Genomic DNA, 13,899 nt, shown 5'->3' with positions numbered 1-13,899 from the left:
CGGAACGCGTCATCGTCACCGCCGACGACGATGTTCTCTACCCTCGCGACTGGCTTCGTTGGCTGATTGACGGTTCCGAACGCTGGCCGAAGTGCGTGGTGGGTACGAGAGGCGCCCGGGTCAGGATTCAGGGCAGGCAACTAGCGCCGTACGCTACCTGGCCGTCCGCGGAACTCGAGAGGCCGGGTAAGAACGTTCTACTTACCGGTCGAGGCGGAATATTGTATCCACCCGGAAGCCTCCATCCCGCGGTGTTGGACTACGCAACCGCAAGCAAGCTCTGCCCCGACGCAGACGATCTCTGGTTGAAGACCATGTCTCTACGAACCGGCCGTGAATGTGTAGTCGTCGGGCGAGCGGAGGAGTTTCCGAATACCGCACGGCAGCACAGCGCGCTTTATCGGACGAACCTACAGCGTTCCGGAAATGACATCGCCTTAGTCGCACTGGATCATGCCTTCGACCTTGTCGGCCTCCTAACGTAACCCCCGTCGGAGGTTTCGGCTTTCTCTGACGTCCCCCCGAGCGCAAGCAGCGTTGCAATACTGAGCCAGCCCCAGACGTCCAGCACCCCGAATGACCATAGGCGCTCCAGGAATCCGGTGTAGATAACGGGCAGGAAGAGGAATGCTTTTACGGAAGGTGATGCCTCTGAGTCGCGCCAGGCGAAGGCAAGTACGGCCATCAGAATCGAGACCCCAACCAGTCCGCCAGTATAAAGGAGATCCAACCACTGGTTATGCACCGCGTACGCCTGCGCTCGTTGGAGCACACCAGTGTCCACCAGTCTTCCCCATTCAAGCCCTCCGTGTCCGAACAACCAGAACCCGTGCATCCGCTCGATCGCCAGATCCCAGAGGTAGGCGCGCCCAGTGAAGGCGCCGGGTTCAAGACCAATAGTCGGTAAAAGCGCTCCGGCCAGGGCACCTGCTGTTGCGATGCCGATAACGGGACGCCACAGGTTGCCGTCGCCTGTCCGCCTCCATGACGAGAGCACTGCGACCGACACTACGATGGCCGAAGCGAAAAGAGCGGTCCTACTCCCGGTGATCCACACCGTTGCGAGGACGCCCCCGAGACATAGCCACCTCGCGCGGGACCGGGTTGCGAGATATATCGCTGGTAGAGTGGAAGCTAATAGAAGCCCGAGCGGGTTCTCGCCTGTGGCTGCGCCAAAGAATAGGTAGCCCAGTGGACCGCACTTGTCATCGCGGCAGCTCTTTAGCGCTGCATCGGGGTTGACGAGTGTTACGACACTGCTCACTAGCACAATTGATATTCCTACAACAGCTATGCCTGCGCGCGCCCCCTTGCCTCTTGGAAGGGTGGCCGCCGCGAGCGCGAAAGCAGAGAGGGCCAGTAGGCGAACGTCCAGCACCGACGACACGCCGAGATACCAGCTGGTAGCGTGCTGTAGACCGATTATAAGGACAATCCCAAGTAGGGGTGGCCACAGTTTCCGGCTATTCATGACGCCTACCGCGAGTACGGCTAATGACAAAAACGCTAAGCCAAATGTAGCAACTTGCGTGACTTGGGCGAATCGCGGGTCGCGCACGATAACTGTCACACTAAGGTCGGTCTCCAGAACCTGAGTACCTGACGTGAACTGCACGAAAGTGGATGGCCCGATTAGGAGCCACGCTCCTAAGCAAACGAATATCGAACTGGCGTCCCAGTTTTGTCTGACATCGCGATATCCGGCCACGATTCCTATAAGTACCGCGCCGCCGAACCCGAGCACGACGAGCGTCGCTAAGTTCATCGTCACACCCCCGATCATACTTCGGTTCATCCCCAACTGCTGCGGCTGGAGTGGGCGTGACACCCCTCGTTCTAGCGTGCTGATTTCGGCGAGCATTCAGGCATACATGCCAAGAAGACCAGCAGGAAGCGGGTCGCGACCCAGTTCTGTCGGAGCCCGCTACCGCTGACGACTTCGAGCGTTTCGCTGCAAGGGGGGCCGCCGTGCTGGCATCGATGGTGCAGCTCCGCGGGCCGAACCGATGAGATTGGAAAGTCCCCGCCGCAGGCGTCGTAGGCGATGTCGCAGCCTGGTCCTCGCAGACCGAAGTTCGGGGTGAGTTGCGGCGAGCGCCCTGTTGCTCGGCCAGAACATGCGCCAGAAGGCGCTGGGCCTTCGGTCAAGTCCCGCGAGCACGGCCACTAGGGGAGCTAGAGGCGAGTCCGCATATGCGACACGCAAATCCCACGAGCGTCGCTGACGCTTCGACACGTCTCCACCTAATGAGCAGGATGGCAACAGCGGCTGGACCGCGTAGGTCGCTCCGACCGACACGGCCAGCGTCGCGAAATCACGCCGGTCAGCCTGCGAAAGCGATGCGACCCGTTCTTCGAGATGCCGCAATTCTTCGACCCGCTTCGGCGCATCGCGCAGATAGTGCAGCGCAGTGATCAATAGACTTGCAACGAAATCCGGTGCTTTCACACCAACGCCGGCGATAGCAACTTCAGCCGTCCGCTGGTACAGCGCTTCGAAAGCGGCCTGCGAATCCGCGAAGATCCCAGGGAATAGCCAATGAAGATCGATCTGACAGGGCCACTGCCCGTGCTCGAGAACAACTGAATGCTCCGGCAGGATTCGAGTTCCCTCATGTATAGTCGCAAACTCGAACCCAACGCTTCTGAATATTCGACATGCCGCGTCGACGTCAGATGGCGCGATCAGCACATCCACGTCCACCGAGGAGTGTCGTTGGCGTAATGCATACGCGTCCGACACAGGACCCTTGATCGGTAAGGCCGGTATTCCAGCGCCCGCTAATAGCCGTGATGCCAGGACATATACCAAGGGCACCGCCTCGTCGAGCTTGAGTTCACTCAACGTGCGGCGCCCCTGGTGTACTTCTGGACAGTCCCGACGCTACTTCTTCTTGATCGGGATGGAACCCGAGACGGAAGCGCCGGAGGCCGAAAGTGTGTACTTGATCTTGCCGCCGCTGATCTTCTTGTTCTTCTTCTTCTTGAACTCGACCCGCAGCGGCGGGATGGTCTCGCCAGGCTTGACCTTGGCATCGAGGAGAACGACCCGGTAGGTGCCGGCCTTGGCCTTCGCGAAGGCGCCAACGGGGGCCCACGGCGCGTTCACGCTCGTCGGCCGCATCGAACCAGGAGGCGTCAGCGTGCCGAGGACGTTGCTCATGTCCGAACCGCCGGTGTTCTTCAAGCCGCTGATCACCGCGGCGACCGCGGTGCCGCCGCCGGTGACGGAGGCGGTGTCGTTGATCTGGCTCGGCGGCGGGAAGCTCGGCGGGCCGGACACGGCCAGCGCCGGCGCCGCGGTAGCCAGGCTGACGGCCGGGACAGCCCAAGCCAGATGAGCACCAGTCCGCACGACCGAGCGACGGGTCAGGCCGCCCTGCTGGTCGTCAACGCCGGCAGCGGTGTCGATGTGGTCGTGGGTCATGTCGTGCTCCAGAGTTTGTGTGCGATCCCCATGGCGGAGGTCTAGTTGTCCTCGCGGAGGAGCCTAAGCCACCTCTGGCCCTCGGTGCCAATCCTTCTCAGAATTTCACGCAGACGAAACATGGGCGAGCACGCCGGGGCGAATCAACTCGTCGACGCAGGCTGCGACAGCGGCCCCCGCGTCCTGACCGGGCGGGGGCGGCCCGAACGCGGCCTCGGCCGCCTCCACTAGGGCGTCGAGGTCCAGCTCGCTGGCCTTCGACACGGTCGCCAGGATCTCGGCAGCGAGCGGTGAGATGGCGAATACTTCCTGCTCCACCATGACCACTGCGGTGCCGTCCTCGCCGTAGACGATGTCGCGAACGCCGGGCCCCAACGCGATCAAGCTTCTTCTCCTAGCACCGCTCCGAGCACCGCGGCCAGCTCCTGGGTGCTCCCGTAGGTCACCTCCGTGCACCCGGCGCGCCGGACCAGACCGGCGAGCCGCTGCAACGGTTCCGGCAGCGCTGCGAGGTACGAGGTGTGCTCGGCCAGGCGCGCGACGGCCTCCGTCAACGGGACTTCACGGGACGTCAGGGCCGCTCCTTCCCGACGGTCGAGCAGGAGAACGGCCGCCGGCTCGAGCCGTTCCGGTGCGTGCGCGAGCCCGAGGTCATCCGGGCCGACCTGAGCTTTTACTGATGCCCCGCGGTCGAGCGACAACGGCTTCGGGTATCGCGTCAGCACTCCGTCCTGGTCCAGCGCCACGCATTCATCCGTGACGTAGGCCCACCGTCGCCCGTGGAGCTGGCAGGCGGTCGACTTGCCCATACCGGAGGGGCCGACGAGGACCGCCGTCCTCCCGGTCGTGGGATCGGAGAGCCCGCATGCGTGCAGCATCAGGAGCCTGCCAGCAGCGCGCGTGAGGCCCGCGATCGTGACGGACTGCGTGAGCAGCTCGAGCGCCGTCTCCGCGTCGGGTGCGTAGATCTCCTCCTCGATTCTGACCACGGCGGAACCAGGCTCCACGTGGACGTCGATCTGCTTGTCCGGCTCCGCATTGGCCGGCGGCAGGCACCGGGACCAGGCGCGGCGCGTCTCCCCAGCGAGGCGGGAGGCGTCCTTCCCTTCGAACCCGATGCCGACGACGGTGCCGAAGACGTCGATGGACAACCGCGGGGGCGTTCGCTCCATGCCTAGTCCGCTTCCTCGTTGCTCAGGACGAGTCCACGTCGTTCGAGGTCCTCCAGGAAGGCGCGGGCGCCGCCCACCATCTCGCTCGCCGGGGCGTCGAAGACCTCAGCCAGGTCGGTGAGCAGGTCGTCGATCGTCTGCGGCTCGGCGAGCAGCTGCCAGATGACCGCGGCACTTCCCTCGAGGATGATGGGCGGGTCGTCCAGGCGGCGCAGGTCGAGCATGGCAACCCTCAGGTCGCTCTCGACCATGGCCACGTCCTCCTCTCGGCGCCGCCACAGGCGCCGGTCGTCCGTCATGCCGTCGCGGGTCCGCGCCGGCCCGCTGACCGCTTCGCCTTCTTCGACCTCTTGCGCCGTCGGGACTGGTCCTCGCCGTAGTAGTACGTCTCGTAGTAGTAGCCGCTCATGCCGCGGCGGGAGGTCTTGTTCATGATCACGCCGAGGGCAGTGCCGCTCACCGCCTCCAGGTGGCTCAGTGCCTGAGACAGCTCGGCATCCACCGTCCGTCCGGCCGAGATAACGACCAGCGCTCCGTCCGCGCCGGCCGTCAGGATGGCGGCGTCCGTAACCGGGAGCAGCGGGGGCGCGTCCACGATGACCAGTGACGTCGCCGCCAGCGCGCTCAGGGTGCTCTTCATGGCCTGCGAGCCGAGCAGCTCGCTGGGGTTGGGCGGGATCCTGCCCGCTGCCAGGACGCCGAGGTTGGGGTGGACGGTCGACTTCTGCACGGCGTCGCTCGTCGTCACCCGTCCGACGAGGACATCGGTGAGTCCGACATCTCCGTCGACCTGCATCGACGTGGCGACCGTGGGCCGGCGCAGGTCGCCGTCGACGAGGGTGACCGGCTGACCGCTGTAGGCGACGGCCGCCGCGAGGTTCGCAGCCACCGTCGACTTCCCGTCGCCTGGCTGAGGACTCGTGACCACGATGACCTTCGGAGGGTCGTCGACGCGCATGAAGATGAGATTGGTCCGGAGCTTGCGGAAGGCCTCGGCCGCTTGCCGCTGGCGCGGATTGGCATCGCTGTCGTCGACCGCGACAGCCGCCCCCTCGTCGGGGTCCCGGCCGAGGGCGGGTGCCATCGGCACCATCCCCAGGACAGGGACCTCGAACCGTTCCTGGACGGCCTGAGGCGTGCGTAGACGACGGTCGAGGGTGTGCCGCAGGAGGGCGTAGGCGTACCCGAGCACCAGTCCGATCAGAAGGGCCAGTCCGAGGTTGCGCACCGGGTCCGGGGAGACCGGGGTGGAGGGCAGCACCGCCGACTCGACGGTCGTGACCTGGGGCGTGCCGGGACGGTCGAGACCCTTGGGGTCCTCGATCTCGTCGACCTCTGCGGCCAGGGCCTCCACCCACGCGTCCGCGAGGCGTTGAGCCCCCTGCGGGCTGGCATCTCGTGCCGTGATCTTGATCAGGACCGTGTCGAGCGGTTGCTCGACGGAGATCTGCGAGACCAGGCCCGCGGCGCTCTGCTCGAGTCCGAGCTCCTCGATCACGCGCTCGGCGGTCGCCCGGCTCGTCGCGATGTCAACGTACGACGTTGCTCGGGACTTCGACAGCTCGTCGTTGAGCGAGCCGAGCGCCGGATCCGTCGTGCCCGTGCTGACGAAGCCGTTCGCGTCAGCGGCGTACACCTTGTCGCGGGTGAACGTGTAGGCCGCTGCTCCAGCAACGACCAGCGAGACGATGACCACGACGCCCATCCAGTGCAGCGCCAGCATCCTCAGGTGGTCCCGCAGCTCCATCCGGACATCCCCATTCCTGTGTCGGTCCCCCTAGACCAGCAGACCCGTGACCAAAACGGTCCTCGTGCGTCGAGCCCCGCGGCGCGACGCCGCACCGGCATCGTAGTGGCCCGCGCGACCGCCTCCGCTCAGCCCGTGCACGCACTCCGGGCGGTCGAGGACGCGTTCCCTGCTGTGACGGGCGGTGTGACCGACACGTCGATGTCCCCGAGCTGTCCAGGAGCGGTCGTCATGTCCCAGTCGACCTGCAGCCCCTTCCCAGCGCCGAGACGGTGGGCCACCCGCACCGCCGGCCTGCCTTGCCACCGCACGATCCGCGCCGGGACGACTTCACCGTCGACGCGCACGCGTGTGAGGTCACCACCCTCGGGAGCAACAAGGAAGAGGACCAGGTCCTGGGCGCCGAGGGGCACGCCAGGGGTGCCACCCGTCACGTACGCCGGAAGGATCGCGGGGTCCGGTGGCGTCTCCGACCTCATCACGAAGGAGCCGTGGAGTCGCTGCCCGTCCGCCCCGCAGCGTCGCGACACCACCCGGGCGTCGTACCTCAGGTAGTAGCTCAACTTCGACCCGAAGTCGCCCGTGTCGTCGTTGACGTAGACGCCGACCTGCGGGCGCTGGCCCGGCGGTTGTCTGCGGAGACCGGCAATACGGGTGGTGTCGAGGACCCGCGCCTCACGCGGCACGAAGGAGTGGACGAGCACTCTGCCCTCGTCGACAGCACGCGACACCGCGCTGACGGCACCGGCGACATCCTGCGCCTCGAGAATCGCCGAGAACGCTGCCGTCCCGGCAGCCCGGAAGAACGCGTCCTGGTCCTCGGGGTTCGGGAGCCGTTCGTACGTCCGACTGAGGAGCTCGTCGACCGCGTTCTCCTCGGTCAAGGTCACCTCGCCGACAGGGACCGGCCCGGTCACCCCCAGGAGGTACGACAGCGTGACCGGATCAGCGGATATGACACCGTCCACCTGGTTGCCGAACCGCCGCGCCCAGTGCGCAGCGAAGATCTCGGCGGCTCGCCCGTAGTCCGGGATGGTGTTCCCGTCGACGAACTGGCGGCCGGCCTCGTCGGTGAACAGGGCACTCTCGGCCTGGTCCAGCGGGATGACCGGTTCGTCGAGGACTGGGAAGGTGGCGCCGGCCACCGGCTCGACGAGATCGACCTTCCCGCCATCGGTGCGCAGGACGAACACGCTCCCAGGAAATCCCCCTGTGGACCGGATCTCCGCGTTGTTCTGCAGCACCAGGAGGTACTGACGGGGTTGCTCGGCACCGAGCATCCCCGGGAGGATCTGCAGGCTCTTGTCCGCCTGGGCGAGGGTGCGCGTCGCGGAACCGAGCACGTCGGCGAGCTCGGTGCGTGCGTCCTCCACCGGCGTGAGGTAGTCACCAGCCGCGAGTGCGGCCATGTCGTCCTGTGCCCGCTCGAACACGCCGAGGCTGCTTGCCACCGTTCCATGAAGCTCGACCAGGCTGTCCACAGGAAAGCGGCCGGCCTCAGGAGCCAGCCCGCCGTCCTCAAGCGAGGCAACGAGGTCCAAGACGGGTGACACGCCCCCCCGCGCCAGGTCGTCCAGTGCGACGCTCAGCGTGCGGACGGCCTCGACGTCATCGCCCACCACGGGGGCCCATGACAAGGCGCGCCAGGTGGGGCCGCCGGTCTGCTCGTGCGCGCGTGCGCTGTGCCCCGACAGCACTTCCAGCGCCCGCCGTGCCTCGTCGAGGTCGCGCGCGTCGACTGCCGCCCGGAGCCGTTCAGCGGCGGTGCGGGCCTCCAAGAGCTCCGACCGCACGTGCCACGCCCGCCAGCCCGCGAGCGCGCACCCTGCGACGACGAAGACGCCGATGACGAGAAGGATCGCCCTCACGCGGGCACGGGTCGTCACGTTGTCGAGTCCTCATCGAGTCGGGCTTCGCGAGCCGTCAGGCTACCGACCCGGGGCCAGGACGAGCCCCGCGACCCGGAGCTCAGATCGAGACGACGACCTCGGCGACGGAGCCGATGGAGGCGACGACCTTCTTGTCGACGGGGTGGGCCTTGGGCGCGAGGGTCCGGAGAGTCCACTCGCCGTCGCCGGCAAAGAACCTGAAGTGGCCGCTGGCCGACGTCGGCACCTCGGCCGTGAACTCGCCGGACTTGTCGAGCAGGCGGACGTAGGCGTTGCCGACCGGCTCGCCCGACCGCAGGACCTGGCCCTGGACGATGGCCTCCTTCGCGACGTTCACGCCGTCGAGGGGAAGGCCACCTTCGGTGGCACCGCACATGTTCGTTCTTCCTTCTGTTCGCTTGGTTCGGGTGGCAGGGCCTGATCGATTCGACCAGGCCCTGCCTTCGCTTGCTGGGCTCAGGCTTCGCCGGGCTCGTCGCCGAGGACGACGGGGACACCGACGAGGGAGCCGTACTCGGTCCAGGAGCCGTCGTAGTTCTTGACGTTCTGGTGGCCGAGGAGCTCCTTGAGGACGAACCAGGTCAGCGACGAGCGCTCACCGATGCGGCACAGGGCGATGGTGTCCTTGGAGTCGTCGATGCCGACCTCGGCGTACAGCGCCTTGAGCTCCTCGTCGGACTTGAAGGTGCCGTCGTCGTTGCAGTTCTTGCTCCACGGCACGTTCAGCGAGGTCGGGATGTGGCCGGCGCGCTGGGCCTGCTCCTGCGGGAGGTGGGCCGGGGCGAGGAGGCGGCCGGCGTACTCGTCGGGGCTGCGGACGTCGATGAGGTTCTTGTTGCCGATCGCGTCGACGGTCTCGTCGCGGAAGGCGCGGATCGAGAGGTCGGGGTCCTGGGCGGTGTACGTCGCCGCGTCGCGGGAGGGGACCTCGTCGGTCAGCTCGCGGGAGTCGAGCTCCCACTTCTTGCGGCCGCCGTCCATGAGCTTGACGTCCTGGTGGCCGTAGAGCTTGAAGTACCAGTAGGCGTAGGCGGCGAACCAGTTGTTGTTGCCGCCGTAGAGCACGACCGTGTCGTCGTTGGAGACGCCGCGCTCGGAGAGCAGCTCGGAGAAGCGGTCGCGGTTGACGAAGTCGCGGCGGACCTGGTCCTGCAGGTCGGTCGTCCAGTCGAGCTTGATGGCGCCACGGATGTGGCCCTTGTCGTAGGACGTCGTGTCCTCGTCGACCTCGATGACGACGACCTTCGGGTCGTCGAGGTGGTCCTCGACCCACTGGGTCGAGACGAGGGAGTTCTCGCGGCTCATTGCTTCTCCTTGCTTGTTCTTCTCGGGTCAGGGGCGGTGGTGCGGGTGGTGCTCGGCTTGCGGGGGTTTCGACACGCTCGGCGATGGGACGCCTCGCTGCTCAACCAGCGGCGGTGGTGGAGGTGCGGTTCGGGCGGAGGCGCTGAAGAATCAGGTACAGCTCGCAGCCGAGGCAGAAGCGGAAGACCGCGTTCAGGAGGGCGGCGGCGAGGGCGAATCCGGTCGCGACCTGGCCGACGACCGTCGCACCGGCCAGGAAGCCCACGAAGGCGACGGCGGTGAACGCCAGGCCGACGGCTTGGGCGAACTGCGGCGGAAGCGGGTCCTCGAGCTCGGCCGGCGGGCTCAGCCGCGGACGGACCACGCGGCGGAAGAGCCAGGCGTGGGGCGTGCGCTGCACGCCGCCGAGCGCGCCGACCGCGAACAGGACGGCCTGCGCGCCGACGAGCAGCGTGGCGGCTGGCGTCGGAATGACGAGCACGACAGCCAGGACGACGGCGGTGAGGGCCGCGGCGAACTGGGGACCGCGCGGGTCGACGTCGGACGGCGTACCCACGCTGCGAGCGGTGCTGACGGACATGTCTCTCCTGCTGACCGGACGGGACGGACGGGCCGTTCCCGGGGGCCGGCGGTGCCGAGCAGGCGGGAACGTCAGGAGGTACGACAGAGCGACGAGCGGACGCGGCAGTGGTCCACTGCGCGTCGGCGGGTCAGCATCGTCGTGGGCATGGGCACCAATGTAGGTCGCAGCGGCCCGCCGACCCGCATCGCGGTCTCACATTCCGGGCGCCTCGTCCACCTACCGGGACGTCGTACCAGTGGGTAGGCTGCGCCGACCATGACTGCGCAGACTTCCCGGACGGCCTTGGTGACCGGTGTCGCCGGTCAGGACGGCATCTATCTCGCCCGCTTGCTCGTCGACCTGGGCTACCGGGTGGTCGGCACCATCCGGCCCGACGCGAGCGGCGTGCGCCGCGCCTACCTCGATGGTGTCGAGACGGTCGAGCTCGAGCAGCGGGACCGCGCGGGGTTCGGGGCCCTGCTGGAGTCGGTCCGGCCCGACGAGGTCTACAACCTGGCCGGCTTCACGTCGGTCGGCGCGTCCTGGCGGCACGCCGAGACCGTCGCCGAGACCAACGGGCTCGCCGTCGTGCGGATGCTCGAGGAGCTCGTGGCGTACGCCGAGCGGCACGGCGAGGCACCTCGCTTCTTCCAGCCGTCGAGCTCGGAGATGTTCGGCGTGTCCGACCAGCAGCCGCAGACGGAGGGCACGCCGCACCACCCGCGCAGCCCGTATGCCGCGACCAAGAGCTTCGCGCACCACCTGACGGTGAACTACCGGGAGTCCTACGGGCTCTTCACCGCGACCGGCACGCTCTACAACCACGAGAGCCCGCTGCGCGGCAGCCAGTTCGTCACCAGGAAGATCACCCGCTCCGTCGCCGAGATCGCCCTGGGACGCCGGGACGAGCTGACCCTAGGCAACCTGGACGTGCGCCGCGACTGGGGCTTCGCCGCCGACTACGCACGCGCGATGCACCTGATGCTGCAGCTCGACGATCCGCAGGACTTCATCATCGCCACCGGCGCCTCCCGGCAGCTCGCCGAGGTGCTCGAGGTGGCCTTCGCGGCGGTGGGGATCGACGACGCGTCCCGGTACGTGCGGCAGGACCCGTCGCTGATGCGCCCGGCCGACGTCGTCGACCTCTACGGGGACCCGACCAAGGCGCGCGAGCAGCTGGGATGGGCGCCGACGCTCGGTTTTGAGCAGATCATCGAGCACATGGTGCACACCGACGTCGAGCGGCTGCGCTCAGGCGTCGAGGAGACGCCGGCGTACCTCTTCCCCGCCTGATCCGCCGCCGGACGCTGCTCAGCCGCCGGCGAACGGCGGGAGGAACTCGACGTCGGAGCCCGCGGCGACCCGGACGGTGTCGGGGTCCTCGGAAGCGACCGGCCGGTCGCCCACGAGCGTCGAGCAGGTGCGGAGGATGTCGGGCAGACGGTCGGCGTCCGGGTGGAGCGCGAGGACGTGGTCGCGGACCTGGGCCAGGGTCAGCTCGCCGTCGACCGTGAGGACGTCCTCGGGCGTGCCGGCAGCCGCCTTCGCGGCAGCCCAGTAGCGGACGCGGATGGTTTGCGTCTCATTTACCTTGGATCGATCCACTGTGTCCGCCACGTTTCGCTATCCTTCCGAGAACTTCACGACCGAGGCCCAATGTTGCGTCCCGGTCCCCTGCCCGCCTTCGGGAGGAGACCATTGTGAGCACCTTGTTGCTGCTGACCAGCGCCCTGCAGCCGTCAGCAGAAGTCCTGCCGGGCCTCGCGTTGCTCGGACACCAGGTTCGCATCCTGCCGGCCGAGGGCAGCGCGCTGCTCGAGGCGCCGGACTCCGACCTGCTGCTGGTCGACGGTCGCCAGGAGCTCGCGCACGCCCGCGACCTGTGCCGCCTGATCCGCACGACCGGCACGGACGTCCCGGTGCTGCTCATCGCGACCGAGGGCGGGCTCGCGGTCGTGAGCCACGACTGGGGCATGGACGACGTCGTCCTGCACACGTGCGGACCGGCCGAGCTCGAAGCGCGCATCAAGCTGGCGATCGGCCGGCTCAACGCGCAGCGTGACGCCGCGGACCCCGACGCCCACGTGATCCGATCCGGCGAGGTGGTCGTGGACGACGCGACGTACACCGCGAAGATCGGCGGGCGGGCGCTCGACCTGACGTTCAAGGAGTTCGAGCTCCTCAAGTTCCTCGCGCAGCACCCGGGCCGCGTCTTCAGCCGGCAGCAGCTGCTGCAGGAGGTGTGGGGCTACGACTACTTCGGTGGCACCCGCACCGTCGACGTCCACGTGCGGCGCCTGCGCGCCAAGCTCGGCCCCGAGAACGAGACGCTGATCGGCACGGTCCGCAACGTCGGCTACCGGTTCGTCGTGCCCGCGAAGGAGAAGGCCGCCTCCGGCGACGCGCGCTCGGTCGAGGAGGACGAGTCCGAGCCCGACCGAGTGGACGCCTGAGGCCCGCCTGACAGACTCGGGGCCGTGGTCGATCTCGAGCTCGTACGCCGTATCGCCGACGCTGCCGAGGAGGCCGACGGAGCCGCCCCGCTCGACGAGGCGACGTGGCTCGCCCTGCTTCACCGCCCGGAGACCGTGCGGTCCTGGGTGCGAGTGGACGGCTTCGCCCTGCTGATCGGCGAGGACCTGTCGATCGTCGTGGACCCGTCGGCTCGCGGGCGCGGCCTCGGAGCCGGCCTCGCGGCAGACGCCGTGCCTGCCGCCGGGCCGGTCGAGGCCTGGTCGCACGGCGACCACCCTGCTGCGGAGGTGCTCGCGGAGCGGCATGGGCTGGAGCGGACGCGTGAGCTGTGGGTGATGCGGCGGCCGTCGTCCGTCCCGCTGCCCCAGCTGCCCGTGCGTGAGGGCATTACTGTGCGGGGCTATCAGCCCGACGACGCCGAGGCCGTCGTCCGCGTGAACGCGGCTGCCTTCGCCGCGCACCCGGAGCAGGGCGCGATGGACCTGGCGAACCTCCGCGAGCGGATGGCCGAGGGCTGGTTCGACCCCGCCGGCCTGCTCGTCGCCGTCGACTCGGCTTCCGGAGAGGTCCTCGGCTTCCACTGGACCAAGCAGCACTCCCCCGCGCTCGGCGAGGTGTACGTCGTCGGCATCTCACCCGCCGCCCAGGGCCGCGGGCTCGGCAAGCTGCTCACGCTCACCGGTCTGCACCACCTGGCAAGCAAGGGTGTCGACGAGGTGCTGCTCTACGTCGAGTCCGACAACGCGCCCGCGATCGCTGTGTATGGTGGATTGGGATTCGAGCACGCGGCGAACGACACGCACGTGCAATACGGGCGTCCGAACCTCTGTAAGCGGTCGGACCGGGTTGGATCGTTGTAGATTGTGATTTCAAACTCGCGACCGTGCCGCACTCAGACAGTGCGCTCTATCGGATGTTCGTACTCCCATTCCACGTCGCGGCGGATAACTCTCGCTGGCAATCCGGCAAGCAGGCAACGCGGCTCATCAAACACACCTACGACGGTAGCGTTCGCTGCTACGACGCAGCCGTCAGGGATTCTCGCGCCTGGCAGCACGGTCACACCGCTACCTATCCAAACGTCATCACCAACCTCGATCCGCGCGCCCGAGACTTGGCCGTGCAGTTGATGGAAATTTTCATCGAGAAAGTGAGTATTCCAGCCGATAGCGCAGCGTTCGCCGATCCGTAGGCCACGCATAATTACGAAATTCCCGCCCGGCGAGAAGTAGGTCCGATCCCCTACATCCATTATAGCGTTCGGGCCGATGTCCCACCGATTGCCATGAGCCACGCGAACCGTCCCTCGAATCTCCAACCTT

General features: G+C 67.5%; 16 protein-coding genes. 3 read left to right on the top strand and 13 right to left on the bottom strand.

Annotation, left to right across the window (positions count from 1 at the left end):
- Window positions 1-451 precede the first annotated feature (451 nt).
- From QWY28_RS16230 to QWY28_RS16185, 11 genes are all read right to left on the bottom strand, one after another.
- The gene (locus QWY28_RS16230) at window positions 452-1,771 is read right to left on the bottom strand and encodes an O-antigen ligase family protein (RefSeq protein ID WP_300953607.1); all 1,320 of its coding nucleotides are present in this window, start codon (window positions 1,769-1,771) and stop codon (window positions 452-454) included.
- A gap of 153 nt (window positions 1,772-1,924) precedes the next feature.
- On the bottom strand, window positions 1,925-2,818 hold the full coding sequence (locus tag QWY28_RS24435; protein ID WP_369292707.1) for a nucleotidyltransferase family protein: 894 nt from the start codon (window positions 2,816-2,818) through the stop codon (window positions 1,925-1,927).
- Between the two features lie 66 nt (window positions 2,819-2,884).
- Window positions 2,885-3,427, bottom strand: coding sequence for a hypothetical protein (locus QWY28_RS16225; protein ID WP_300953606.1), 543 nt, complete (start codon window positions 3,425-3,427; stop codon window positions 2,885-2,887).
- Between the two features lie 105 nt (window positions 3,428-3,532).
- Window positions 3,533-3,811, bottom strand: coding sequence for a hypothetical protein (locus QWY28_RS16220; protein WP_300953605.1), 279 nt, complete (start codon window positions 3,809-3,811; stop codon window positions 3,533-3,535).
- Window positions 3,808-4,599, bottom strand: coding sequence for a hypothetical protein (locus tag QWY28_RS16215; RefSeq protein WP_300953604.1), 792 nt, complete (start codon window positions 4,597-4,599; stop codon window positions 3,808-3,810). The genes QWY28_RS16220 and QWY28_RS16215 overlap by 4 nt, the downstream gene beginning before the upstream one ends.
- A 2-nt stretch (window positions 4,600-4,601) precedes the next feature.
- Window positions 4,602-4,898 (bottom strand): PqqD family protein, encoded by a 297-nt coding sequence (locus QWY28_RS16210; RefSeq protein ID WP_300953603.1) that lies wholly within the window; start codon window positions 4,896-4,898, stop codon window positions 4,602-4,604.
- Window positions 4,895-6,097: a tyrosine-protein kinase domain-containing protein gene (locus tag QWY28_RS16205; RefSeq protein ID WP_300953602.1), complete on the bottom strand. Its 1,203-nt coding sequence runs from the start codon at window positions 6,095-6,097 to the stop codon at window positions 4,895-4,897. The genes QWY28_RS16210 and QWY28_RS16205 overlap by 4 nt, the downstream gene beginning before the upstream one ends.
- Window positions 6,098-6,474: 377 nt before the next feature.
- Complete coding sequence (locus QWY28_RS16200) at window positions 6,475-8,232, bottom strand: DUF4012 domain-containing protein (protein WP_300953601.1); 1,758 nt, start codon at window positions 8,230-8,232, stop codon at window positions 6,475-6,477.
- A gap of 82 nt (window positions 8,233-8,314) precedes the next feature.
- Window positions 8,315-8,611 (bottom strand): DUF1416 domain-containing protein, encoded by a 297-nt coding sequence (locus QWY28_RS16195; protein ID WP_300953600.1) that lies wholly within the window; start codon window positions 8,609-8,611, stop codon window positions 8,315-8,317.
- Window positions 8,612-8,691: 80 nt separating this feature from the next.
- Entirely contained in the window at window positions 8,692-9,540 is an 849-nt protein-coding gene (locus QWY28_RS16190) for a sulfurtransferase (RefSeq protein ID WP_300953599.1), read from the bottom strand.
- Window positions 9,541-9,640: 100 nt separating this feature from the next.
- Entirely contained in the window at window positions 9,641-10,120 is a 480-nt protein-coding gene (locus QWY28_RS16185) for a DUF4395 domain-containing protein (RefSeq protein WP_300953598.1), read from the bottom strand.
- A gap of 258 nt (window positions 10,121-10,378) precedes the next feature.
- Here QWY28_RS16185 and QWY28_RS16180 point away from each other — a divergent pair, with 258 nt between their 5' ends.
- On the top strand, window positions 10,379-11,395 hold the full coding sequence (locus QWY28_RS16180) for a GDP-mannose 4,6-dehydratase (RefSeq protein ID WP_300953597.1): 1,017 nt from the start codon (window positions 10,379-10,381) through the stop codon (window positions 11,393-11,395).
- 18 nt (window positions 11,396-11,413) lie between these two features.
- Here QWY28_RS16180 and QWY28_RS16175 read toward each other — a convergent pair whose 3' ends face one another.
- Window positions 11,414-11,719: a MoaD/ThiS family protein gene (locus QWY28_RS16175; RefSeq protein ID WP_300953596.1), complete on the bottom strand. Its 306-nt coding sequence runs from the start codon at window positions 11,717-11,719 to the stop codon at window positions 11,414-11,416.
- An 83-nt stretch (window positions 11,720-11,802) separates the two neighbouring features.
- Here QWY28_RS16175 and QWY28_RS16170 point away from each other — a divergent pair, with 83 nt between their 5' ends.
- Both QWY28_RS16170 and mshD read left to right on the top strand, forming a co-directional pair.
- Window positions 11,803-12,555: a response regulator transcription factor gene (locus QWY28_RS16170; protein ID WP_300953595.1), complete on the top strand. Its 753-nt coding sequence runs from the start codon at window positions 11,803-11,805 to the stop codon at window positions 12,553-12,555.
- 24 nt (window positions 12,556-12,579) lie between these two features.
- Complete coding sequence (mshD, locus tag QWY28_RS16165) at window positions 12,580-13,437, top strand: mycothiol synthase (protein ID WP_300953594.1); 858 nt, start codon at window positions 12,580-12,582, stop codon at window positions 13,435-13,437.
- 32 nt (window positions 13,438-13,469) lie between these two features.
- On the opposite strand, the gene QWY28_RS24430 is transcribed toward mshD, so the two are convergent.
- Window positions 13,470-13,778 carry an acyltransferase gene (locus QWY28_RS24430; RefSeq protein ID WP_369292706.1) on the bottom strand — a complete coding sequence of 103 codons (309 nt, stop codon included), beginning with the start codon at window positions 13,776-13,778 and terminating at the stop codon, window positions 13,470-13,472.
- Window positions 13,779-13,899 lie beyond the last annotated feature (121 nt).

The organism is Nocardioides oceani (assembly GCF_030412965.1).
Taxonomy (GTDB): Bacteria; Actinomycetota; Actinomycetes; order Propionibacteriales; family Nocardioidaceae; genus Nocardioides; species Nocardioides oceani.
The sequence above is the reverse complement of the archived record's forward strand: the minus strand, read 5'-3'. Positions and strand labels throughout refer to the sequence as shown.